Raw genomic sequence first — 21,857 nt, 5'->3', positions numbered from 1 at the left:
AGGGTGCATCACCGACGGGGGCCCAACCACAGCTCATTGGCACGGCCTCGCGTAGGGTGGATGACGCTTCTCCCATCCACCAATCGGCGTGACCGGCGTGCACCGGACGTGCCCCACGCGCCGCCAACGCAATGTGCTTTCCGGCGGCATCGTTTGGTGGATGAAAAGAGCGTCATCCACCCTACGTCCGGAGTGCGCGACGTCTTCGTGCTCCGCGAGCCTCACGAAACCCGTGCCTTTCAATGCCCCGGCACCATCCCGGAAACCACCTTTCACCCGAAAGGGTGCGCGATGTCGCATTCAGTTTGGCAAAGCGCTATCAGCCGAGGCTATGCTTACGCCCGTTCTCTGAGGAGTGGTCGATGAGCAAGGTGACAGTGCTGGTAGTGGACGATGCGTCCTTCATTCGCGATCTGGTGAAGAAGGGGCTGCGCGATCACTTCCCCGGCATCCAGATCGAAGAAGCGATCAACGGGCGCAAGGCCCAGCAGATGCTGGCGCGTTCGGCCGTCGACCTGATCCTCTGCGATTGGGAGATGCCGGAGATGTCCGGCCTCGAGCTGCTCACCTGGTGCCGCTCCCAGGACACGCTGAAGACCACGCCCTTCGTCATGGTCACCAGCCGTGGCGACAAGGAGAACGTGGTGCAGGCCATCCAGGCCGGCGTCTCCGACTACATCGGCAAGCCCTTCTCCAACGACCAGCTGGTGACCAAGGTGAAGAAGCAGCTGGCCCGCGCCGGCAAGCTCGAAGCCCTGGCCGCCGGCGCGCCGCCGAAGATGCTCAGCAGCGGCGGCTTCGCCAATGATTCCCTGGCCGCCCTCACCGGCGGCAAGGCCGAGGTGGTCAAGCCCGCCGCGGCACCCAAGGCTGCTGCCAAGCCGGCTGCACCGACCCCGTCGGCCAAGGCCGCCGGCCAGGCACCGGGCGGTCGTGGCCAGGCGCAGCTGCGCCTGCCCAGCGGCGTGCTCTCCTGCGTGATCAAGACCATCAGCCTCAAGGACGCCCACCTGGTGGTGAAGCGTGGCGAGCCGCTGCCCCAGGTGCTGGAAAGCGCCGTGCTCGACCTGGAGCAGGGCGAAGGCGGCGAGGTGGCGCGCCTCAACGGCTACCTGCACTCGGTGGCGGCCCTGGAGCCCAAGCCCGACAGCGAATGGCTGCAGCTGACCTTCCGCTTCGTCGACCGCGACCCGCAGAAGCTCGACTACCTTTCTCGCCTGATCGCCCGTGGCTCGGCGCAGAAACATTTCGTACCCGGCGCCTGAGCCAACCCCGTCACAGCCCGACGGCCGGCGCCTCGCGTGGTGTCGGCGGCGCTGCTAGGCTTGCCAGCTCCGGGATACCCATAACCACTAGATCCATGCAGTCATGCTAGGGCGCATTCTTCTTCTCTGCGGTTCGCTGGCGGCAGCCCTGCCGGCGTGCGCGCTGACCATCTACAAGTACACCGATGCCAACGGCGTGGTCACCTACACCGACAAGGCCGTCGCGGGCGCGCAGGTGTTCGTCTTCCGTGATCGCATGGTCGAGCGCCTGGACCTCTCGGTGAAGCTGGAAACCCAGAAGCACGATGCCGGCGAAACCCTGCTGGTGCGCAACGACCTCTACGCGCCGGTGGAAGTGGAGCTGAGCCTGAGCAACGTCAGCAACGCCGTGGGCGCGCCGGACAAGCCCATCCGCTGGGTGCTGCCGCCGCGCAGCAAGATCCGCCTCGCCACCCTGGCCCCGGCCGACTCCAGCAAGGCCATGCGCTACAAGCCGCGCCTGCGCTACGCCCTGGGCGACCCGCGGCAGCAGCCTTCGCTCTACAACTACCCGCTGCCCTGGCTCGGTGGCCCGTTCCGCCTCACCCAGGGTGCCAACGGCCAGTACAGCCACTTCACCCCCAAGGGCCGCTACGCCCAGGACGTGGCCATGCCCGAAGGCACGCCCATCGTCGCCGCCCGCCCGGGCATGGTGGTGAAGATCGAAAACCAGCAGAGCGGCCGGGGCAACAACCCCTCCGGCAACTTCGTGCGCATCCTCCACAACGACGGCACCATGGGCGTCTACCTGCACCTGATGCGTGGCTCGGTGAGGGTCCAGGAGGGCCAGCGCGTGGCCATCGGCGAGCAGATCGGCCGTTCCGGCAACACCGGCAACAGTACCGGCCCGCACCTGCATTTCGTCATCCAGCGCAACGTCGGCCTGGCGCTGGAATCCATCCCCTTCAAGTTCGCCCAGCCGGTGGACTCCCTGCCCAACTTCGCCGTGGGCGGCGACGACTAGCGCGCGAAGTAGCGACCCGGCGTCACCCCGAAGTGGCGCCGGAACATGGCGATGAACGCACTGACGTTGTCATAGCCCAGCTCCAGCGCCACCCGTGTCACCGCATCGCCCGCCGCCAGGCGCTCCAGGGCCCGCAGCAGGCGTGCGCGCTGGCGCCACTGGCCGAAGGCGAAGCCCGTCTCCTCGACGAAGCGCCGGGCCAGGGTCCGGGACGACATCCCCGCCCATTGCGCCCAGGCCTCCAGGCTGCGGTTGTCCGCCAGCTCATCGGCCAGTGCCTGGCAGATGCGCCGCAGGCGCGGGTCCGTCGGCAGCGGCAGGCCGAAGGGTTCTTCCGGCAGGCCCAGCAGCTCGTCGAGGATCACCCCGGCGATGCGCAGCTGCCGTGCATCCAGCGGCCCCTCGCCCCAGTCCGTCGCACGCCGCACCGCCTCCCGCAGCAGGCCCGAGGTGGCGATGATCCGGGGCGCCTGCGGCAATTCCCGGCACGCCTGCGGCGCCACATAGACGCTCCAGCCATCGAAGGGCCCGTGGGAACGCAGGGCATGCTCGCAACCCGGCGGCACCCACACCGCATGGGTGGCCGGGACCACCCAGTGGCTGTCGGCCGCCGTCACCGACAGCAGGCCCTGCCCAGCGCCGAGCAGCTGGCCACGGGCGTGGCAATGGAGGGCGGTCTGGCGCTCGAGGGGGCTGTGCTGCCACGCCGCGACCAGCAGCGGGCCGCCGCCTGCCTGGGCGAGGGTGGGTGAAACCAGGGGCTGCGACATTGGCAATTTCACGTTATCGAACGGCATGGATAAGGCAGTTTAGCCAAGTCCCCGGCCGCAGAGTGGGCCCTCATCCACAGGAGGACACCGCCATGCGTGCCGAAGACCTGCTCCCCGATCATCTCGACCACCGTGACTTCAACGGCACCCGCGTGCGCAAGGGCACGGTGGGCGCCTTCCTGATCAACGCCCGGTGCTGGTGCGACCCGGCCACCCCGGCGCAGCAGCGCGCCGCTGCCGAACGGGAGGTGCTGGCCGCCCTGCCGGCGCTGCAGGCGCTGGGGCTGTTCGAGCTGCTGCAGGTGCGCGACCCGGCCCTGCGGGCTTTGTGCGGTCAATCATGAGTCGTGCATGACGGGGATTGCGCAGCGGCGCGGATCGGCCTAGGATTCGCGCCTTCTTCTCCCCTCAACCGACAGCAAAAGGAGGTCCATCATGCAAACACTGATCACCCTTTGCAGGTCGCGCCTGGCTTAATCGCTTCTTCCGTCCTTCTTCGCGACGGTTCCGCACTGCCCGACCCAGACCTGCCAAATCCAAGCATTTTTCGTTTCAACCCATTTGGATTGGACTATGGGCACTTGCATTCGCAATTTGTCCGACGGCATCACCCTGATCGCCGCGGACGACACCTGGATCGAAGGAAAGGCGATCCAGCAACTTGAAACCACCGCCCGCCTGCCGGGCATGCAACGGGTGGCCGGCATGCCGGACCTGCACCCGGGACGTGGCTACCCGGTGGGCGCCGCGTTCTTCTCCAGCGGCCGCTTCTACCCGGCGCTGGTGGGCAACGACATCGGCTGCGGCATGGCCTTCTGGCGCACCGACATTCCGGTCGCCAAGCTGCACCTGGACAAGCTGGAGAAGCGCCTGGGCTCCCTCGACGCACCGCTGGACGACAGCTGGCAGGAGGCGATCGCCGCCTTCGGCCTGCCGCCCTGCGGGCACGAGCGTTCCCTGGGCACCATCGGCGGTGGCAACCACTTCGCCGAGCTGCAGCAGCTCGACGAAGCCTATGACGACGCGGCCCTGGCGGCCCTGGGCGTCGACCGCAAGCACCTGCTCCTGCTGGTGCACAGCGGCTCCCGTGGCCTGGGCGAAGCCATCCTGCGCGAGCAGGTGGACCGCTTCAGCCACGCCGGCCTGGAAGCCGGCAGCGCAGACGCCGAGCACTACCTGGCCCGCCACGACGGCGCTTTGCGCTTCGCCGAGGCCAACCGGCAACTGATCGCCCGACGCATGCTGGAACGCCTGCGTGCCGACGGCGAGCAACTGCTGGACGTGAACCACAACCTCGTCTCCGCCGCGACCATCGGCGGCGTCGACGGCTGGCTGCACCGCAAGGGCGCCACGCCGGCGGACCAGGGCGTGATGGTCATCCCCGGCTCCCGGGGCGACTACAGCTACCTGGTGGCACCGGTGGCCGACGAGCGCAGCCTGCTCTCGCTGGCCCACGGCGCTGGGCGCAAGTGGATGCGCAGCGAGTGCAAGGACCGCCTCGCCAAGCGCTACAGCGTCGAGCAACTGGAACGCACCGCCCTGGGCAGCCGGGTGATCTGCGCCGACCGTGCGCTGATCTACGAGGAAGCGCCGGAAGCCTACAAGGCCATCGATTCGGTGGTCGGCGCCCTGCGCGAGGCCGGCCTGGTGCGGGTACTGGCGCGGCTCAAGCCGGTGCTCACCTACAAGACCAAGGGAGGCTGCTGCTGATGATCCTTCTGCAACTCTCGGCGGCCCAGGGGCCGGACGAATGCGCCCTGGCGGTGGCCAAGGCGCTGCACCGGCTGCTGGACGAAGCCGCCACGCTGGATGTGCAGGCCCAGGTGCTGGAGCGGGAGGAGGGCGCCCGTCGCGGCACGCTCGACTCCGTGCTCCTGGCCCTGGACGGCGCGCGTGCGGACGAGCTGGCCGGGCACTGGGAAGGCTCCCTGCAATGGACCTGCCCCAGCCCCTACCGGCCCAACCACGGGCGCAAGAACTGGTTCTTCGGCGGTGCGCGGTTCGCCGCGCCACCGGCCAGCCTGGAAGGTGAGATCCGCTTCGAAGCCCTGCGCTCCTCGGGCCCGGGCGGCCAGCACGTCAACACCACCGACTCGGCGGTGCGCGCCACCCACCTGGCCAGCGGCATCAGCGTCAAGGTGCAGAGCGAACGCAGCCAGCACGCCAACAAGCGCCTGGCCACGCTGCTCATCGGCCAGCGCCTGGCACAACGCGCCGAACAGGCCGACGACGCCCTGCGCGCCGAGCGACGCCTGTTCCACCACCGGGTGGAACGGGGCAACCCGGTGCGCTGCTTTCGAGGCGAACGCTTCGAACCGGTGTGAGCCGGCTTCTACCCACCCACAAAAAACGGGGCCATTCGGCCCCGTTCTTCATTTCAGCTGGCGATGACGCCCGGGCTTATTCCCCGGGGATGTCCTTGCGCAGCTTGACCGGGTCTTCCTTGCGCTTGCGCGCGGTGCGCATGCGGATGTTCAGGGCTTCCACGGCCAGGGAGAAGGCCATGGCGAAGTAGACGTAGCCCTTCGGCACGTGGACTTCGAACGACTCGGCGATGAGCACGGTACCGACCACCACGAGGAACGACAGGGCCAGCATCTTCAGGCTCGGGTGCTTGTCGATGAAGTCGCTGATGGTGCCGGCGGCGGCCATCATCACCAGCACGGCGACGACGATGGCGGCGACCATCACCGGCACGTGGGAAACCATGCCCACGGCGGTGATCACCGAGTCCAGGGAGAACACGATGTCGATGATGGCGATCTGGATGATGGTGCCGATGAAGTTGCGCGCGGCGCCACCGGCCTGCGGCTGCTCGGTTTCATCCTCGCCTTCGAGGCTGTGGTACATCTCGGTGCTGCTCTTCCACAGCAGGAACAGGCCGCCGAAGAACAGGATCAGGTCGCGCCCCGAGATGCCCTGGTCGAAGACGTGGAACAGGTCGGCGGTGAGCCGCATGATCCAGGTGATCGACAGCAGCAGCAGGATGCGGGTGACCATCGCCAGCGCCAGGCCGAAGAAGCGGGTGCGTGCCTGCATGTGCGGCGGCATGCGGCCCACGAGGATGGCGATCATGATGATGTTGTCGATGCCCAGGACGATCTCCAGGGCGGTCAGGGTGAAGAAGGCGACCCAGATTTCCGGGCTGGTCAGCCATTCCATGATGCGGTTTCCTCGTGCGTTGCTGCGTTCAGGGGGTTGGAGCACGACGAAGCCGGAAAGTGCGCGGGGGCATTTCCGGCTTCGGCGAGGGCGCGTCGCCTGCGGTTCAGTGTGTACCGAACAGCGGGAACACGCCGAGTAACAGTGCGGCGAGCAGGATACACAGACAGATCATCACCGCCCACTTCAATGTGAAGCGCTGGTGGTCGCCGAATTCGATCTTCGCCAGGCCCACCAGCAGGTAGGTGGAGGGCACCAGCGGACTGAGCAGGTGCACCGGCTGGCCTACGATGGAGGCCCGCGCCATCTCCACCGGGCTGATGCCGTAATGGCCCGCCGCTTCGGTGAGAACCGGCAACACGCCGTAATAAAAAGCGTCGTTGGACATGAAGAAGGTGAAGGGCATGCTCACCAGCGCCGTGATCACCGCCATGTACGGCCCGAGGGATGGCGGGATCACCGCCAGCAGGCTCTTGGACATCGCCTCCACCATGCCGGTGCCGGAGAGGATGCCGGTGAAGATGCCCGCGGCGAAGATCAGCCCCACCACCGCCAGCACGTTGCCGGCATGGGCCGCGACGCGCTCCTTCTGCTGCTGCAGACAGGGGTAGTTGATGATCATGGCGATGCTGAAGGCGATCATGAACAGCACCGGCAGCGGCAGCAGGCCGGCGATCAGCGTCACCATCAGCGTGGCCGTCAGCGCCGCATTCACCCACAGCAGTTTCGGCCGGCGCGCTTCCGGGTACTGGGAAACGCTGATCTCGTCGTGGCTGATCTGTTCGTCCGGCAGTTGCAGCACGCCGAGGCGGGCCCGCTCACGCTTGCCATAGACCCAGGCCAGGGCGAACAGCGCTACGGCGCCGGCGACCATGGCCGGGATCATCGGCACGAAGATGTCCGACGGGTCCACGTGCAGGGCGCTGGCGGCGCGGGCGGTGGGGCCACCCCAGGGGGTCATGTTCATGATGCCGCCGGCGAGGATGATCAGCCCCGCCATGATCAGCGGGCTCATGCCCAGGCGGCTGTAGAGCGGCAGCAGGGCGGCCACGCAGATCATGTAGGTGGTGGCGCCGTCACCGTCGAGGGAGACGATCAGCGCCAGGGCGGCGGTGCCCACCGAGACCTTCAGCGGGTCGCCCTTGACCACCCGCAGGATGGCGCGCACGGCGGGGTCGAACAGCCCGGAGTCGATCATCAGGGCGAAGTAGAGGATGGCGAACATCAGCATCACGCCGGTGGGCGCGAGCTTGCCGATGCCCTCCAGCATCATCGGGCCGATGCCGGCCGCGAAGCCGCCGAGCAGGGCGAAGGCGATGGGGACGATGATCAGTGCGATCAGCGCGGACAGGCGCTTGGTCATGATCAGGTACATGAAGGTCATGACCATGGCGAAGCCAAGGAAGGTCAGCATGGGAATCTCCGGACGAGGGGCGACGAGGGCGGGGCGGGTTCAGCGCGCGGGTCGGGTACGGAGAGGGGGCGGAACGAGGCCGTGAAGGCGGCAGGAGCGGAACATGGCAATCACCCATTTTGTTGTTGTCGGGGTTGCCGGGCGGAGCGGATGCAGCGCCCGGCGGCCGGTCTTTGCCGGCAGTGGGGCGATGCTAAGGGGCGAAGCTTTCAGCCAGCTTTCGCAGCGAACGGGCGGTGAACGTGCGGCGAATTCCGGACGGGCGGCGCTCAGAGCGGTTGGGCGAGTATCGCCTCGGCCAATTCCTGGTCGCTGTACCGGGCCAGCTCCTCGCGCTGGCGCAGCACTTGCAGCGCACCTTCCAGCTGGGCGCCACGGATGGCCCCGTCACTGGCGAGAAAGCTCGCCGCATCGTCGCGCACCAGCACCAACCGGGGCTCGCCGCCGCCCATGGAGCGCAGGCTGAAGGTGAGGGTGAAAAACGGCGACAGGGTGATGACCCCGGCGTATACGGCGCCCTGGACGAACGGGTTCTGTTCCTCAATTGGCGCAGCCAGGGCCGGCTGAAGCGCCAGGCAGGGCAGCAGCCCGTAAAGCCAGCGGGCGTTCATGCAACCCCCTGCAACAAGGCCAGCACCAGCAGCAGGGTCGCCCCGGAAAGCAGCGTCTGCAGGGTGATGATGCCCGCCATCAGATGGCCGTCGCCGCCCAGCTGGCGGGTCAGCACGTAGGCGGTGGGGGCGGTGGGCAGGGCGAAGAACAGCACCAGGATGCTGCTCTCCATCGCCGGCAGGCCGAGCAGGCGCGCCACGGCGAAGGCCAGGGCGGGCATGGCCAGCAGGCGCACTGCGCAGTTCCAGCCCAGGGCCGGCAGCTCGCCGCTCAGCTCGCGGGGTTGCAGGGCCGCGCCGACGCAGAGCAGGCCCAGGGGCAGGCTGGCCACGGCGAACAGGTTGAGCAGGCGGTCGATGCCGCCACCCAGGCCGAAGCCGGCGAGGTTGTAAGCGGCGCCGGCGAGGCAGGCGAGGATCAGCGGGTTCCTGGCGATCGGCAGCAGCAGGCCCTTGGCGCTGACCCCGCGCTCGGCGGTGAGCGACCATACCGACAGCAGGTTCACCGTGGGCACCATCAACGCCAGCATCAGCGCGGCGATGGCCAGGCCCTCCTTGCCGAACAGGCTGCCGATGGCCGCCAGCCCCAGGTAGGTGTTGAAGCGCAGCACGCCCTGGGTGATGGCACCGAAGCGCGCCGCCGGCCAGCCCAGCACCCGCTTGGTCACCAGCAAGGCCACCCAGGCAATGCCCAGGCCCAGCAGTACCGCCAGGGCCAGGCGCGGCAGCGCGGGGTTGTCCAGCGGCGCCGTGGCCAGGCTGCTGAACAGCAGCGCGGGGAAGAGGATGAAGTAATTGAGGCGTTCGGCGGCAGGCCAGAAGGCATCGCCGGGGAAGCCCTTCAGGCGCAGCACGTAGCCGCCGACTATCAAGGCGAACAGGGGCCAGAGGGCCTCTAGCAATGGGATCACAGCGACGTCCGGTGGTCCGGTTGGAGAGGCGGTCATCTTGTGCAAGGCTGCGCTCGCGCGCAAGCCGACCATGGCCGAGGTGGATTTCAGCGTCTAGGTTTTCTCACTGCACAGGAGGATGTACCCATGACCCAGGTCCATATGGGCGGCTGCCATTGCGGGCGGCTGCGCTACCGCTTCGACGCCCCGCTCACCGATATCGCCCACTGCCACTGTTCGGACTGCCGGCGCACCAGCGGCGGCATCGTCACCACCTGGATCACCGTGCCCCTGGCGTCCTTCACCTGGACCCGTGGCGAGCCGGCGGAATACCACTCCTCCCCCGGCTGCTCGCGGTACTTCTGCAGCGGCTGCGGTTGCCTGCTCGGCCTCTTTACCCAGCACAGCCCGGGCACCATGGACGTGACCACCGCGACGATGGACGACGTGGCCCAGGCCCTGCCGGACCGGCACATCTGGGTGCGCAGCCGCCTGCCCTGGCTGCACCTGGACCCGGGCCTGCCGGAGGAGCAGGAGGAGACGCTGTAGCCGGCCCATGCCGCCCCTGTGGCTAAACAATGGGATCACAGAACAGTCGGGCTGAGCGGATACAAAGCCGCCGTAGACACTTAGCGCTCGGTGGGAAGTCCCTCATCGCACTCACCATCGCGGTGATGGGTATCGCTTCGCTCAACCCATCCTACGGTGCTGCCATCCGTCACGGCAGCGCCTGCGTAGGGCGGGTGAAACCCGCGAAGGTTCTGTGTACGGGACGCCGGGTTGCACCCGACCTACGGGGCTCATGCCACGGCGTGGCGGCAATACGTAGGGTGGGTAGAGCGCAGCGAAACCCACGCAGATGGTTTCCGGCAGGAGTCATTCCTTATCGGCCTGCGCCTTGATCGGGTGGGCTTCAGCCCACCGCTGGGGCTATCCGTAGGGCGAGGCCGTCAGGGCAATTCGATGCCGCCGGCGTCCTTGTGCAGCTGGCGCAGGTGGGCGCTGAGCTGGTCGAGGTTGAGCTGCACGGCGTCCAGCTCGGCGAGGATGCGCGGGTCGATGAGCTGGTGCAGCTCGCGGTCGAGATCATCGGTGAGGCCACGCAGTTTCAGCTGGCGGCTGCTGCTCTCGGCTTCCAGGCGCTGCCATTCGCTGGTCTGGGGCAGGCCGTAGCCGCCTTCGAGCATGTCCGCCGGGCGGCTGAGGAAGCCGCTGTTGGCGAGGATCTGCTCCAGGGTGCCGCCGGCCTTGGAGAACTCGGCGTTGCCGAGCGTCTCGCGGCTGTCGAGGTAGCGCCGCTTGAGCTCGTCCTGGGCCAGGAGCATCTGCTTGCGCATGGCGGCCTGCTCCAGCAGCAGCAGGGCGGCGCTGGCGCGCAGGTCGGCGTTGGCGATCCAGGGGCGGCGCTGGTCGCCGGGCAGGTCGAGCCAGGTTTCCACGTCGGCTTGCGGCAGCTTCAGGCGTTCACGGGCGATGCTGAACATGGCCTGGTAGCGGTCGCGGAAGGAGTCGAAGCGGTAGCCCAGACGCAGGGCTTCCCTGGGGTCGCGCAGCGGTTCCGGGTCGGCCACGCCGCGCCCTTCCAGCAGGGCCAGCAGGCCGTTGGGCATGATGCTGTCGAGGTCGTTCAGGCGCGGGTCGCCGGTGCCGCTGCGCAGCAGCTTGAGGGTTTCCACCGCGCAGTTGTTGGAGAGGAACCAGTAGTTGCCGTCGTAGCTCCAGTGCATCTCGGCGGCGCGCTCCACCAGTTGCTGCACCTGCTCGCGGTCGAGCTTGAGCGGCACCGAGGCGAGGCTGCGCATTTCCACCTTGGTGTATTCGTCGATCACCTGGGACAGCGGCAGCACGAAGAGGCGCGAGGGGTAGGCGCCGGTGAGACCGTCCCAGCTGGAGAGCTGCACGTCGCCGACGAAGGCGCGGTAGGACAGCACCAGGTGCTGGTCGAGGTCGAGGCGGCAGTCGGGGCCACGGGGCCGGCCGGGGGCGCAGATGACCAGGCGCAGCATGCTGTGGCCCCAGCGGCTGACCCAGTTGTCGTTGGCCTCGGCGAACAGGTAATCCACCTCATAGACCCGCTCGGGGTCGAGGCGGCCCAGGGGCTGGCGGCCGAAGTCGCGCCCGGCGTTGAGGTAGGCCAGGTCCTTGCCGCACTCGGCCTGCTGCGCCGGGGCCCAGCCGAAGTGCTGGCGCAGGTAGCGGTACAGCGCCGGGCGGCGGCAGGCGAAGGCGGGGGCGAGGAGGAAGTACTCCATGTTCACCGCGACGAATTCGCGCGGGTTGCTCAGTTCGTAGAGATCCGGGCTGCGCGCGGCCTGGTGGTTCTCCGCTTCACGTGCGCCCCGGCGACCGACCTGTTGCGGCCAGCCGGCGAGGTCGAGCAGGCGCGGGTCGTCGCTGAGGCTGAAGCGGCGCGCCACCTGTCCCCGGCATTCGCCACGCTGGCCCACCAGGCCGGTGCTGCTGGCCGCCAGGCCGCAGCGGAACTGCTGGCTGCGCTCGGCCGCGGTGCGCCAGCGGGCGCGGTCATAGAGGTGGGTGAGTTCGTGGAGAACGGTGGCCAGCAGTTCGCGGCGCACGGTGCCGTGGGGGCGGTTGGTTTTCTCGGTGGCGGCGCTGCCATCGGCCAGGGCCGGCAGCAGGGCGCGGTTGAGGTCGAGGGCGTCGATACGGGTGGCGCGGCCGTAGGCGTTGTCGGGCAGGTCATCGGCCCAGGTGACCTCGACGCGGCGGTCGAGGCGCTGGATGAAGCTCGGCGGCAGGGCGGTGAGGGCTTCATCCAGCAACTGCTGGCTGGCCTGGCGCTGGGGCGCGCTCAGGCCATCACTGTTCAGGTCCAGTTGCAGGTCGGCCCGAACTGTTGCGCTCGCCACTATCCCCGCGAGGCAAAGCCAGCGCAGGACAGTGGGCAGGCGCGGGTTCAAGGCGCTGATCAGAGGGCGAGGATGGCCTGGGCCAGGGCTTCGTCGCTGGCGTCGCGGGCCTCCGGCAGGCGCTCGCGCAGGGTGCTGAAGGCGGCTTCCAGCTGCACGCCACGGATGTTGCCGGAGCTGGCGACGAAGCTGGCGGCGTCGTCACGGGCCTCGCGGACCACCTTCATGTCGCGGACCGAGGTGGTGGTGTCGGAGGTGAAGTCGATGCTGCGGCCGAAGGCGCGGACGATGATATTGCTGGTGGCAACCAGGGTCTGTGCCTGGACGGCGCCGGCAACGAGGGTGAGGGCGGTGGCGGCGGCAATCAGCGTGCGACGCATGGGGTCTCTCCGAAGGTGAAAACTGTACGGGTCATTGGACGAAAAACCCCGGGCGCAGTTCCAACCGAGCGAAGCGGCGCAAAGGGCTGCCGGGCCAGGGGCGCGGCGGGCGCCAAGGCTAGCGGAATGCGGGGTTCAGGGCCAGGGCCGGCAGGCGCGGGGCGCGCCTGCCGGGAGGGGCGTCACAGGGCGAGGATGGCTTCGGCCAGTTGCAGGTCGCTGGCCAGCAGCTGCGGCTGGGCGCTGCGGATGTGCACGAGGGCGGCTTCGAGGCGTGCGCCACGGATGTCGCCGGAGCTGGCGACGAAGCTGGCGGCGTCGTCGCGGGCGGCCAGCACGAGCTTGTCGTCACGCAGGGAGGACGTGACATCCGAGGTGGCATCCATGGTGGCGCCGACGGCACCGACGACGGCATCAGTGGTGACCACGAAGCTGGTGGCCGAGGCGCTGGTGGCCAGGGCCAGCAGGGTGGCCGCGCCAAGCAGGCGGGAAAGGGACATGGGGATAACTCCTGTACGGGACGAAGGGCACCGCACGCGCGGCGCCCCATGGCGTGAAGCCTAGCGAAGCGGCAGGGGCCCTTCCAGTACTGGCGAAAAGCCCCCGTGCCCGACGGCTTGCTTGCCTAGCGCCAGAAGGGCTTGTCCAGTTCCTGGCTGCGGTCGCACTCGCTGAGCCCGATATCCGCCAACTGTTGTGCGTTCAACTGTGCCAGTTGATGGCGGGTGCGCAGGTTGCGCTGCCACTCGGCGATGCGGGCGAACAGGCGGATGGCCAGCGGGGTGCGTTGCCGGGGGGAGTCGGCGGGGGCAGGGGAAACGAAGCTGCGTTCCATGGCGGTCTTCCTTCCCGCTCCAGGGCGGGTTCGGGTTATGGGAGACCATATTGGCGTGCGGGTGCGCCGCGTGGCAGAGACAGCAAGGCGTAATTGTATTGGGTCAGTGGTTGCGGGGCGGCAACTGTATCGGCCTTATTGCGTCGGGCTGTTCCGTTCGCTTTTCGCGGCCCTGAAAAAACGAAACCCGCCGGCAATACCTCTGCGGCGGGTTCTGTCAGGTGTTGCAGTGCGGCTGGCGCCGCTTCGGGCTTAGCGCCAGAAGGGCTTGTTCAGCTCCAGTTCGCGCTGCGCCTCGCTGATGCCGGCGTCGGCCAGCAGGCGGGAGTCGAGCATCGCGAGCTGATGGCGGCTGGAGATACGACGTTGCCACATCAGCAGGGTGGAGATGACGCGCAGCGGCCAGGCGGCTTTGACGGTCGATTCGGTGTTGAAGATCAGGTCGGAACTGAGGGTACGTTCCATGGTGGCGCTTCCTTCCCGCTTGTGGCGGGGCTAGAGGGGTTTGTCTGGTGCCTATTTTCTGTCCAGAACAAACAACCCTGTAGTCACAGCTGATTGAAATTGTACGGGTAGTACTGAGCAAGCTAACTAACTGTGCTGGCAATATTTCGGTCAGCTGTAATGGTGTCCCGTTGAAACCCTCGGCAAAAGACTAGAAACCGCAGTTTTAACTGCCGAAGTGAACTTCGGCAGGGTTTGTCAGCAGTACAGTTGGCTTTTCACCGCAAGCTGTTTTTTGACCTGTATGTCAGTAAAAAGCCTGCTGTACCGGTGCTCAGCTGGCGAGCATGCGCCCGGTTTCTTCCAGGTTGATGTGCCAGCCCATGGCTTCGCGCAGCAGGTGGGGGGTGTGGCCGCCCTTGGCGCAGGCGCGCTCGAAGTAGTCCCCCAGCGCGGCGCGGAAATCAGGGTGCACACAGTTGTCGATGATCACCCGGGCGCGCTCGCGGGGCGCCAGGCCGCGCAGGTCGGCCAGGCCCTGTTCGGTGACGAGGATGTCGACGTCGTGCTCGGTGTGGTCCACGTGGCTGACCATGGGCACCACGCTGGAGATGGCGCCGCCCTTGGCGATGGACTTGGTGACGAAGATCGCCAGGTGGGCGTTGCGGGCGAAGTCCCCCGAGCCGCCGATCCCGTTCATCATCTTCGTGCCGCCGACGTGGGTGGAGTTGACGTTGCCGTAGAGGTCGAACTCCAGGGCAGTGTTGATGCCGATGATGCCCAGGCGGCGCACCACTTCGGGGTGGTTGGATATCTCCTGCGGGCGCAGCACGAGCTTGTCCTTGTAGCGCTCGAGGTTGCCGAAGACGTCGGCGTTGCGGCGCGCGGAGAGGGTGATGGAGCTGCCGGAGGCGAAGCTGAGCTTGCCGGCGTCGATCAGGTCGAAGGTGGAGTCCTGCAGCACCTCGGAGTACATGCTGAGGTCCTGGAAGGGTGAGTCGATCAGCCCGCACATCACGGCGTTGGCGATGCTGCCGATGCCGGCCTGCAGGGGCGCCAGGCTGTTGGACAGGCGCCCGGCCTCGACCTCGCGTCCGAAGAAGGCGATCAGGTGGTCGGCGATGGCCTGGGTTTCGGCATCCGGCGGCAGCACGGTGGAGAGCGAGTCGGGCTGCTCGGTGAAGACGATGGCGGCGATCTTCTCCGGCGGGATTGGGATGGCCGTGGCGCCGATGCGGTCGTCCACGCGGGTCAGCGGGATCGGCGTGCGGGTCGGCCGGTAGGTGGGGATATAGATGTCGTGCAGGCCTTCGAGGTTGGTGTCGTGGGCCAGGTTGATTTCGACGATCACCCGCTTGGCGAAGATGGCGAAGCTGGCCGAGTTGCCCACCGAGGTGGTGGGCACGATGTGGCCTTCCTCGGTGATGGCCACGGCTTCGATCACGGCGATGTCGGGCAGCTTGAGCTGGTGGTTGCGCAACTGCTCGACGGTTTCCGACAGGTGCTGGTCGATGAACATGACGCTGCCGTCGTTGATCGCCTTGCGCAGGGTGCTGTCCACCTGGAAGGGCATGCGCCGGGCCAGCACCCCGGCTTCGGTGAGCTGCTTGTCGAGGTCGTTGCCCAGGCTCGCCCCGGTCATCAGGGTGATCTGCAGCGGCTGCTGCTTGGCGCGCTCGGCCAGCGCCCGGGGCACGGCCTTGGCTTCGCCGGCGCGGGTGAAGCCGCTCATGCCGATGGTCATGCCGTCTTCGATCAGGGACGCAGCTTCAGCCGCACTCATTACCTTGCCCAGCAACGAGGGCAGGCGTACGCGATCAGGGTACATGGGGTGGAACCTCGGACAACGGGGGAGACGAGCCGCGCAGTCTAGGGGCTCCGGGGGCCGGCGCCTTCTATACCAAGGTCGAAGAGCGGGTGCATGAGTGGAGGGTACGAAAGGAGGTAGGAGCGAATTCATTCGCGATTCGGCACGGCTTGGCGATGGGTTTCGCTTCGCTCTACCCATCCTACGGTGTGGTCTCTTGCTCCTTGGGGCTCATAAAAGAAAACCCCGGCGCGTGGCCGGGGTTTTCGGTGGTGCGGGGCAGGGGTCAGTCGACCGCCTTGACCATGTCTTCGATGACTTTCTTGGCGTCGCCGAAGACCATCATGGTCTTGTCGAGGTAGAACAGTTCGTTGTCCAGGCCGGCGTAGCCGCTGGCCATCGAGCGCTTGTTGACGATCACGGTCTTGGCTTTGTAGGCCTCGAGGATCGGCATGCCGGCGATCGGCGACTTCGGATCGTTCTTCGCAGCCGGGTTGACCACGTCGTTGGCGCCGAGCACCAGGACCACGTCGGCCTGGCCGAACTCGGAGTTGATGTCTTCCATCTCGAACACCTGCTCGTAAGGCACTTCGGCCTCGGCCAGCAGGACGTTCATGTGGCCCGGCATACGGCCGGCAACCGGGTGGATCGCGTACTTCACGGTCACGCCGCGGTGGGTCAGCTTCTCGGCCAGTTCCATCAGCGCGTGCTGGGCACGGGCCACCGCCAGGCCGTAGCCGGGGACGATGATGACGGTGTCGGCGTTGGTCAGCAGGAAGGCGGCGTCGTCGCTCGAACCCGATTTCACCGGGCGGGCTTCCTGGGCGCCAGCCGGGCCGGCCGCTTCTGCCGCACCGCCGAAACCACCGAGGATGACGTTGAAGAACGAGCGGTTCATCGCCTTGCACATGATGTACGAGAGGATTGCACCGGACGAACCCACCAGCGAGCCGGCGATGATCAGCATCGAGTTGTTCAGCGAGAAGCCGATACCGGCCGCCGCCCAGCCCGAGTAGCTGTTGAGCATCGACACCACGACCGGCATGTCGGCACCGCCGATCGGGATGATGATCAGCACGCCGATGACGAAGGACAGGGCCACCAGCAGGGCGAAGGCACGGATGTCACCGGTGAGGGTGAAGTACAGGCCCAGGCCGATGATGGCCAGGCCGACCACCAGGTTGACCAGGTGCTGGCCCTTGAACTGGACCGGTGCGCCTTGGAACAGACGGAACTTGTACTTGCCCGAGAGCTTGCCGAAGGCGATCACCGAGCCGGAGAAGGTGATGGCGCCGATGGCTGCACCGAGGAACAGCTCCAGGCGGTTACCGGCCGGGATCGCATCACCCAGGGCGGCAACGATGCCCAGGGATTGCGGCTCGATGACGGCGGCGATGGCGATGAACACGGCGGCCAGGCCGATCATGCTGTGCATGAAGGCGACCAGCTCCGGCATCTTGGTCATTTCAACGCGCTTGGCCATGATCGAGCCGGCGGTGCCGCCGACCAGCAGGCCGACGATGACGTAGCCGATGCCCTGGGTGGCCAGCTCGGCGCCCAGCTTCCAGATCAGGCCGATGGTGGTGAGCACGGCGATGGCCATGCCGATCATGCCGAACAGGTTGCCGCGACGGGACGTGGTCGGGTGCGACAGGCCTTTGAGTGCCTGGATGAAGCACACCGAGGCGACGAGGTAGAGAACAGTGATCAGGTTCATGCTCATGGTCAGTGCTTCTCCGCCGACGCCTTGGGCGCTTTCTTCTTGAACATTTCCAGCATGCGTCGGGTGACCAGGAAGCCACCGAAGACGTTGACCGCGGCCAGCGCCACGGCCAGGGTGCCCATTGCCTTGCCCAGCGGGGTGACGGTGAGGGCGGCAGCCAGCATGGCGCCGACGATCACGATCGCCGAGATGGCGTTGGTCACGGCCATCAGCGGGGTGTGCAGGGCGGGGGTGACGTTCCAGACCACGTGGTAGCCGACGTAGATCGCCAGCACGAAGATGATCAGGTTGTAGATGCCGTCAGAAATCATATCCATGTCCGCTGCCCCTTAGCCGTTGGTGCGGACGACTTGCCCGTCGCGGCACATCAGGCACGCGGCGACGATGTCGTCTTCGAGGTTGACGTGGAACTGGCCGTCCTTGTCGAGGACCAGCTTGAGGAAGTCCAGCAGGTTGCGCGCATAGAGGGCCGAAGCGTCCGCCGGCACCAGGGCCGCGAGGTTGCTGTAGCCGACGATGGTGACGCCGTGCTTGACCACGACCTGCTCGGCCTCGGTCAGCGGGCAGTTGCCGCCTTGTGCCGCTGCCAGGTCGATGACCACGGAGCCCGGCTTCATTTCGGCGACGGTCGCTTCGTGCAGCAGGGTCGGTGCCTTGCGGCCCGGGATCAGTGCGGTGGTGATGACGATGTCGGCCTGCTTGGCGCGCTCGTGCACCGCCTTGGCCTGGCGCTCCATCCACGAAGCCGGCATCGGGCGGGCGTAACCGCCAACACCCTGGGCGCATTCGCGCTCTTCGTCGGTCTCGAAGGGAACGTCGACGAACTTGGCGCCGAGGGATTCGATCTGCTCTTTCACTGCGGGGCGTACGTCGGACGCCTCGATCACCGCACCCAGGCGCTTGGCCGTGGCGATGGCCTGCAGGCCGGCGACGCCGGCACCGAGGATGAGGATGCGCGCGGCCTTAACGGTACCGGCAGCGGTCATCAGCATCGGCATGAAGCGCGGGTAATGGTGCGCGGCCAGCAGCACGGACTTGTAGCCGGCGATGTTGGCCTGGGACGACAGCACGTCGAGGCTCTGGGCGCGGGAGGTGCGCGGCGCCGCTTCGAGGGCGAAGGCGGTGATGCCGCGGGCATTCATGCGCGCGATGGTCTCGTTGCTGAACGGGTTGAGCATGCCGACCAGCACGGTGCCGGCCTTCATGAGGGCCAGTTCGGCGTCGGACGGGGCCACGACCTTCAGCACCAGGTCGGCGCCGAAGGCGGCGGCGTCGCTGCCAATGGTGGCGCCGACGGCTTCATAGGCCGCGTCGGTGATGCTGGCGCTGACGCCGGCACCGCTCTGGACGGTGACCTGATGGCCTTGGCCGATCAGTTTCTTGATGGTCTCGGGAGTCGCGGCTACCCGCGTTTCACCGGCCAGGGTTTCGAGAGGAACACCGATGTGCACGTAAATTCTCCTGCGTGATCGTTGTGATTGACCAGCGCACTACGTTGGCGCTCTGGCGGGGGCGGATCAGCACAAAACCGCTGGTGCACGGGGTGTGAACCGGCGGGCGCGGCATTTTGCAGGCGAACCGCGAGTGCTTCAAGGAGTTCTGAAGCTAAACGCAGCAGTAACTACAAGTCACCAATTGACCGGTAAAACGGCCATTTGATTCAAAGCACCGCCCGGGCTGGCTGCGAAGCCTATCCGGAGGCCCTGTGGGCGGGAAATGACATCCCTGACATGAATGGCTGTCCATCAGGCCATGCCGGACCCACTGGGGAGGCCGCGACATCCTGCCGTTATTGGCGGCGCGACTGTTAGTCAGCGTTTTTTATAGTTGCCATAAGTGTCTGGAAAACGGGGCTTCTGTAGCTTTGATGAATATTTGACTACAGGGTCAAATATTCTCGAAAGGCCCATTCCAGAGGGGTATGTACAGGCAGGGCGGGTGCGCCCTGTGGTGGATTGTCGCGGGTGGGCCTCAAACCAGCAGGCCGAGGCTCTTGGCGCGCATCACCGCCTGAGTGCGGCGCTTCACGCCGAGCTTGCTGTTGATCTTCTTGGTGTGGGTTTTCACCGTGTTCACCGAGATGAACAGGTAGCTGCCGATCTCCTGGTTGGAGAAGCCTTCGGCGAGCAGTTGCAGCACCGAGCGTTCGCGCTGGCTGAGCAGGTTGCTGTTGTCGGTCTCGCCTGCCACGCCGGGGCGCCCGGTGGGGCTGCTGGCGGCCGGCCATTCCTGCAGCAGGCCCTGCATGCCGAGGCTCGCGGCCTGTTGCCGGGCATCGCGCTCCAGGTTGGCGGCGTCTTCGAGACCGAGCCAGCGCGCCGCTTCGGCCAGGGCCAGGCCCACTTCACAGGCCAGCGGCCGGAACTGGAGGAATTCGCAGCGCTGCAGCAGCGGGCGCAGCATGGCCTCGGCCTGTTCGGCGCGACCTTCCGCGAGGTGCACGCGGGCCAGCAGGAGCAGGTTGCGCAGCGGCAGGGTGGGGTAGTCCAGCGGTGGCATCCAGGGGCTTTCGCCTTCGAAGTAGCGCTGGATGCGCAGGCCCACGGGTTCGACGCGATCCCAGCGTTGCTGGCGGCCGAGCACGCGCATGCTCTGCAGGCTGAGCACGCCGTTGAAGGACAGCCGCCAGACCTGGCGGCAATGCATCTCCCGCTCGGCATCGCGCAGGTGGACGAAGGCCTGGTCGAACTCGCCGCGCCGCGAGCAGAGCTCGGCCAGCCCGAGGTAGCCGTGCAGGGCGAAGGGATCGGCGCATTCCAGGGCTTGTGCCAGGCCGATGCGCAGCTCGGCTTCGCCTTCGTCGAGGCGGCCGTGGATGAGGTGCAGCTCGCCCTGGATCAGGTGCAGGCGGCCGAGCAGCAGCCCGTCCACCGCCTTGCGCTGGCCGATCAGGGCGAAGCTCTGGGTCACCAGCCCCTGGGCGCGGGCGAATTCGCCGCGCAGCAGCAACAGGCGGGTGCGATCGAGGTTGATCAGGGTTTCGAACAGCAGGCTGCCCTGGCGGCGGGCGATTTCCAGGGCGTCGTGCAGGCACACCGGGGCGAGGTCGGGTTGGCCGCTGGCCATGGCGATGCGGGCGAGGGCGGAGTGGCACAGCAGGATGGGCATCCAGTCCCGTTCGGGCAGGTGCTCCAGGGCTTGCTGGCAGTGCAGGGTGGCGTCCTGCCCGGGGCGGCCGCGCAGGGCGCCGAGCACGCCGTGCAGCGCCTGCCAGTTGGCCAGCAGCTTGCGATTGCGGCGGCCGTCGGCCTGGGGCAGGAAGCGGCCGAGCTTGTGGATGCAGTCCTCGGCTTCGTCCAGGCGCCAAGCCAGGAGCAGGGCCCAGGCGTTGAGGGTGAGCAGGCGCGGCGTGCTTTCCAGCAGCAGGGCGGGGAGGCGGCCGCGCCAGGCCAGCAGGTGGGCGAGGTGCTGTTCGCCGGTGAGCCATTCCTGGCCCAGGTGCTCCAGGTAGTTGGCGGCGACTTCCGGTTGCCCGGCGCAGAGCGCTTGCTCGATGGCGTCTTCCACCTGGCCGGCGGCGATGAATACCCGGCAGGCGGCCAGGTGCAGGTGCGCGGCGGCGGTGGCGGAAATGCGGTTGCGTAGGACCTTGGCCACGGCGGGGAGTACCCGGTACCAGTGGCCGTCGTCGTCCAGCGGCATGAAGAAGGCCTGGCGGGCGAGCAGGCGCGAGAACAGGTCGGCGCCGTCGCTTTCTTCCCACAGCTGGCGGCACAGGTCGGCGGAGACCTTGGGCAGGTGGACCAGGGCGAACAGGCAGCGGGCTTCTTCCTCACCCAGGCGGGCGAGGAGTTCGTGGTCGAGGTATTCCTTGAGCCAGCAGTGGGTGGTGGCTGCCGCGTTGCCGGCGTGGGGGTGGTTGCGGCTGGACAGTTGCAGGCGGGTGCCGGCGCACCAGCCTTCGCTTTCTTCCCAGAGCTCCTGGCGCTGGGCTTCGCTGGCTTGGGGGGCGAGCTGGTCGACCAGGCGCTCCAGTTCGTCACGGGTGAGGGCGAGCTGGGTGGCGTCGAGCTCCTGCAGCTCGCCGGCCAGCAACAGGCGCGGCAGGTTCCAGTCCGGCCGCTGGCGGGCGCTGACCAGCAGCTGCAGATTGGGCAGGGCACGGGCGAGGAGCTGGTCGATGCAGGCGTCGAGTTCGGCGGGCGGCTGGCTGGGGTAGTCGTCGAGCACCAGCCAGAGGAGCTGGTTGCCGCCGTCCAGCAGTTGCAGCAGGGCCAGTGGCGCAGGCAGGTCGGGCACCGGGCGCTGCAGGGCGGTGGCGATCTGCGCGACCAGTTGCTGGGGTTGCAGCGCCTGGCCGGCGAGGTTGAGCCAGAGCACCTGGCCCGGGTCACGCAGGCCCAGCAGCAGTTCGCTGAACAGCACACTTTTACCGAAGCCGGCGGGGGCGCAGAGCAGGCGCAGGCGGCTCTGTTCGGCGAGCAGGCGTTCGGTGAGCCGGGGGCGCGGCACGTGGGCCGGCGGCAGGCGCGGGATGCTCGGGTGGGGGGCGCGAACGGACGGAACGCCGGAGCTGCTGCGGGGCATGGCGGTTCTCGCGGATGTTGTTGTTATGGGATGAACCGTGGTCATTGAGACTAGACCCAAGGCGGCCACAGTTGAAGCGCTATGGCCGCGAATGATTGTGCGCCATAACGCAACCCCGGAACGCACGCGCCCCGGACAGGCCGGGGCGCGTTTGCA

At 67.5% G+C, this 21,857-nt stretch carries 21 protein-coding genes; 6 read left to right on the top strand and 15 right to left on the bottom strand.

Translation table 11 applies throughout. The features are described 5' to 3' along the window. The first annotated feature begins 362 nt into the window (after positions 1-362). Entirely contained in the window at positions 363-1,265 is a 903-nt protein-coding gene (locus PSm6_RS09525) for a response regulator (protein ID WP_021222317.1), read from the top strand. A gap of 103 nt (positions 1,266-1,368) precedes the next feature. Next, positions 1,369-2,268, top strand: coding sequence for a peptidoglycan DD-metalloendopeptidase family protein (locus PSm6_RS09520; protein ID WP_021222316.1), 900 nt, complete (start codon positions 1,369-1,371; stop codon positions 2,266-2,268). Here PSm6_RS09520 and PSm6_RS09515 read toward each other — a convergent pair. Then, positions 2,265-3,038, bottom strand: coding sequence for an AraC family transcriptional regulator (locus PSm6_RS09515; RefSeq protein ID WP_021222315.1), 774 nt, complete (start codon positions 3,036-3,038; stop codon positions 2,265-2,267). The genes PSm6_RS09520 and PSm6_RS09515 overlap by 4 nt on opposite strands. Before the next feature lie 92 nt (positions 3,039-3,130). Here PSm6_RS09515 and PSm6_RS09510 point away from each other — a divergent pair, with 92 nt between their 5' ends. The 3 genes from PSm6_RS09510 (at position 3,131) to prfH (ending at position 5,362) form a co-directional block, all read left to right on the top strand. After that, positions 3,131-3,382 carry a hypothetical protein gene (locus tag PSm6_RS09510; protein ID WP_021222314.1) on the top strand — a complete coding sequence of 84 codons (252 nt, stop codon included), beginning with the start codon at positions 3,131-3,133 and terminating at the stop codon, positions 3,380-3,382. Between the two features lie 229 nt (positions 3,383-3,611). Further along, positions 3,612-4,748: an RNA ligase RtcB family protein gene (locus PSm6_RS09505; protein ID WP_043243051.1), complete on the top strand. Its 1,137-nt coding sequence runs from the start codon at positions 3,612-3,614 to the stop codon at positions 4,746-4,748. Further along, positions 4,748-5,362, top strand: coding sequence for a peptide chain release factor H (gene prfH, locus PSm6_RS09500; protein WP_021222312.1), 615 nt, complete (start codon positions 4,748-4,750; stop codon positions 5,360-5,362). Before PSm6_RS09505 ends, prfH begins: the two co-directional genes overlap by 1 nt. A 76-nt stretch (positions 5,363-5,438) precedes the next feature. Here prfH and PSm6_RS09495 read toward each other — a convergent pair whose 3' ends face one another. The 4 genes from PSm6_RS09495 to PSm6_RS09480 all read right to left on the bottom strand — a co-directional run bounded on the left by PSm6_RS09495 (position 5,439) and on the right by PSm6_RS09480 (position 9,172). After that, positions 5,439-6,200 carry a TerC family protein gene (locus tag PSm6_RS09495; protein WP_021222311.1) on the bottom strand — a complete coding sequence of 254 codons (762 nt, stop codon included), beginning with the start codon at positions 6,198-6,200 and terminating at the stop codon, positions 5,439-5,441. 106 nt (positions 6,201-6,306) lie between these two features. Then, positions 6,307-7,614 carry a CitMHS family transporter gene (locus PSm6_RS09490; protein WP_265170114.1) on the bottom strand — a complete coding sequence of 436 codons (1,308 nt, stop codon included), beginning with the start codon at positions 7,612-7,614 and terminating at the stop codon, positions 6,307-6,309. A gap of 269 nt (positions 7,615-7,883) precedes the next feature. Beyond that, positions 7,884-8,225, bottom strand: a complete 342-nt coding sequence (locus PSm6_RS09485; RefSeq protein WP_265170113.1) for a DUF2388 domain-containing protein — start codon at positions 8,223-8,225, stop codon at positions 7,884-7,886. Further along, complete coding sequence (locus PSm6_RS09480; protein ID WP_265170517.1) at positions 8,222-9,172, bottom strand: AEC family transporter; 951 nt, start codon at positions 9,170-9,172, stop codon at positions 8,222-8,224. The genes PSm6_RS09485 and PSm6_RS09480 overlap by 4 nt, the downstream gene beginning before the upstream one ends. Before the next feature lie 90 nt (positions 9,173-9,262). Here PSm6_RS09480 and PSm6_RS09475 point away from each other — a divergent pair, with 90 nt between their 5' ends. Further along, the gene (locus PSm6_RS09475; protein WP_021222307.1) at positions 9,263-9,664 is read left to right on the top strand and encodes a GFA family protein; all 402 of its coding nucleotides are present in this window, start codon (positions 9,263-9,265) and stop codon (positions 9,662-9,664) included. A gap of 401 nt (positions 9,665-10,065) precedes the next feature. Here PSm6_RS09475 and PSm6_RS09470 read toward each other — a convergent pair whose 3' ends face one another. The 10 genes from PSm6_RS09470 to PSm6_RS09425 all read right to left on the bottom strand — a co-directional run bounded on the left by PSm6_RS09470 (position 10,066) and on the right by PSm6_RS09425 (position 21,701). After that, positions 10,066-12,024, bottom strand: coding sequence for a DUF7844 domain-containing protein (locus PSm6_RS09470; RefSeq protein ID WP_031288853.1), 1,959 nt, complete (start codon positions 12,022-12,024; stop codon positions 10,066-10,068). Between the two features lie 20 nt (positions 12,025-12,044). Next, on the bottom strand, positions 12,045-12,365 hold the full coding sequence (locus PSm6_RS09465) for a DUF2388 domain-containing protein (protein WP_021222305.1): 321 nt from the start codon (positions 12,363-12,365) through the stop codon (positions 12,045-12,047). 182 nt (positions 12,366-12,547) lie between these two features. Then, positions 12,548-12,865, bottom strand: a complete 318-nt coding sequence (locus tag PSm6_RS09460) for a DUF2388 domain-containing protein (RefSeq protein WP_021222304.1) — start codon at positions 12,863-12,865, stop codon at positions 12,548-12,550. 125 nt (positions 12,866-12,990) lie between these two features. Next, positions 12,991-13,200, bottom strand: a complete 210-nt coding sequence (locus PSm6_RS09455) for a DUF1127 domain-containing protein (RefSeq protein ID WP_021222303.1) — start codon at positions 13,198-13,200, stop codon at positions 12,991-12,993. 252 nt (positions 13,201-13,452) lie between these two features. Further along, positions 13,453-13,665 carry a DUF1127 domain-containing protein gene (locus PSm6_RS09450; protein ID WP_021222302.1) on the bottom strand — a complete coding sequence of 71 codons (213 nt, stop codon included), beginning with the start codon at positions 13,663-13,665 and terminating at the stop codon, positions 13,453-13,455. 313 nt (positions 13,666-13,978) lie between these two features. Beyond that, on the bottom strand, positions 13,979-15,472 hold the full coding sequence (gene scpC / locus PSm6_RS09445) for a succinyl-CoA:acetate CoA-transferase ScpC (RefSeq protein WP_265170111.1): 1,494 nt from the start codon (positions 15,470-15,472) through the stop codon (positions 13,979-13,981). A gap of 265 nt (positions 15,473-15,737) precedes the next feature. Beyond that, complete coding sequence (locus tag PSm6_RS09440; RefSeq protein ID WP_043243046.1) at positions 15,738-17,174, bottom strand: NAD(P)(+) transhydrogenase (Re/Si-specific) subunit beta; 1,437 nt, start codon at positions 17,172-17,174, stop codon at positions 15,738-15,740. Positions 17,175-17,176: 2 nt separating this feature from the next. Beyond that, entirely contained in the window at positions 17,177-17,491 is a 315-nt protein-coding gene (locus tag PSm6_RS09435) for an NAD(P) transhydrogenase subunit alpha part 2 (protein ID WP_021217425.1), read from the bottom strand. Between the two features lie 12 nt (positions 17,492-17,503). After that, on the bottom strand, positions 17,504-18,625 hold the full coding sequence (locus tag PSm6_RS09430; RefSeq protein WP_021217424.1) for a Re/Si-specific NAD(P)(+) transhydrogenase subunit alpha: 1,122 nt from the start codon (positions 18,623-18,625) through the stop codon (positions 17,504-17,506). A 520-nt stretch (positions 18,626-19,145) separates the two neighbouring features. Continuing rightward, the gene (locus tag PSm6_RS09425) at positions 19,146-21,701 is read right to left on the bottom strand and encodes a LuxR C-terminal-related transcriptional regulator (protein ID WP_265170110.1); all 2,556 of its coding nucleotides are present in this window, start codon (positions 21,699-21,701) and stop codon (positions 19,146-19,148) included. Positions 21,702-21,857 lie beyond the last annotated feature (156 nt).

This window comes from Pseudomonas solani (assembly GCF_026072635.1).
GTDB lineage: Bacteria > Pseudomonadota > Gammaproteobacteria > Pseudomonadales > Pseudomonadaceae > Metapseudomonas > Metapseudomonas solani.
The sequence above is the reverse complement of the archived record's forward strand: the minus strand, read 5'-3'. Positions and strand labels throughout refer to the sequence as shown.

Excerpts from the sequence above, each read along its gene's own strand:
- PSm6_RS09520 (WP_021222316.1), top strand. The coding sequence starts at position 1,369 with ATGCTAGGGCGCATTCTTCTTCTCTGCGGTTCGCTGGCGGCAGCCCTG.
- PSm6_RS09440 (WP_043243046.1), bottom strand. The coding sequence starts at position 17,174 with ATGAGCATGAACCTGATCACTGTTCTCTACCTCGTCGCCTCGGTGTGC.
- PSm6_RS09510 (WP_021222314.1), top strand. The coding sequence starts at position 3,131 with ATGCGTGCCGAAGACCTGCTCCCCGATCATCTCGACCACCGTGACTTC.
- PSm6_RS09450 (WP_021222302.1), bottom strand. The coding sequence starts at position 13,665 with ATGGAACGTACCCTCAGTTCCGACCTGATCTTCAACACCGAATCGACC.
- PSm6_RS09435 (WP_021217425.1), bottom strand. The coding sequence starts at position 17,491 with ATGGATATGATTTCTGACGGCATCTACAACCTGATCATCTTCGTGCTG.
- PSm6_RS09495 (WP_021222311.1), bottom strand. The coding sequence starts at position 6,200 with ATGGAATGGCTGACCAGCCCGGAAATCTGGGTCGCCTTCTTCACCCTG.
- PSm6_RS09425 (WP_265170110.1), bottom strand. The coding sequence starts at position 21,701 with ATGCCCCGCAGCAGCTCCGGCGTTCCGTCCGTTCGCGCCCCCCACCCG.
- PSm6_RS09525 (WP_021222317.1), top strand. The coding sequence starts at position 363 with ATGAGCAAGGTGACAGTGCTGGTAGTGGACGATGCGTCCTTCATTCGC.
- PSm6_RS09505 (WP_043243051.1), top strand. The coding sequence starts at position 3,612 with ATGGGCACTTGCATTCGCAATTTGTCCGACGGCATCACCCTGATCGCC.
- prfH (WP_021222312.1), top strand. The coding sequence starts at position 4,748 with ATGATCCTTCTGCAACTCTCGGCGGCCCAGGGGCCGGACGAATGCGCC.
- PSm6_RS09460 (WP_021222304.1), bottom strand. The coding sequence starts at position 12,865 with ATGTCCCTTTCCCGCCTGCTTGGCGCGGCCACCCTGCTGGCCCTGGCC.
- scpC (WP_265170111.1), bottom strand. The coding sequence starts at position 15,472 with ATGTACCCTGATCGCGTACGCCTGCCCTCGTTGCTGGGCAAGGTAATG.
- PSm6_RS09455 (WP_021222303.1), bottom strand. The coding sequence starts at position 13,200 with ATGGAACGCAGCTTCGTTTCCCCTGCCCCCGCCGACTCCCCCCGGCAA.
- PSm6_RS09485 (WP_265170113.1), bottom strand. The coding sequence starts at position 8,225 with ATGAACGCCCGCTGGCTTTACGGGCTGCTGCCCTGCCTGGCGCTTCAG.
- PSm6_RS09490 (WP_265170114.1), bottom strand. The coding sequence starts at position 7,614 with ATGCTGACCTTCCTTGGCTTCGCCATGGTCATGACCTTCATGTACCTG.
- PSm6_RS09480 (WP_265170517.1), bottom strand. The coding sequence starts at position 9,172 with ATGACCGCCTCTCCAACCGGACCACCGGACGTCGCTGTGATCCCATTG.
- PSm6_RS09515 (WP_021222315.1), bottom strand. The coding sequence starts at position 3,038 with ATGTCGCAGCCCCTGGTTTCACCCACCCTCGCCCAGGCAGGCGGCGGC.
- PSm6_RS09475 (WP_021222307.1), top strand. The coding sequence starts at position 9,263 with ATGACCCAGGTCCATATGGGCGGCTGCCATTGCGGGCGGCTGCGCTAC.
- PSm6_RS09465 (WP_021222305.1), bottom strand. The coding sequence starts at position 12,365 with ATGCGTCGCACGCTGATTGCCGCCGCCACCGCCCTCACCCTCGTTGCC.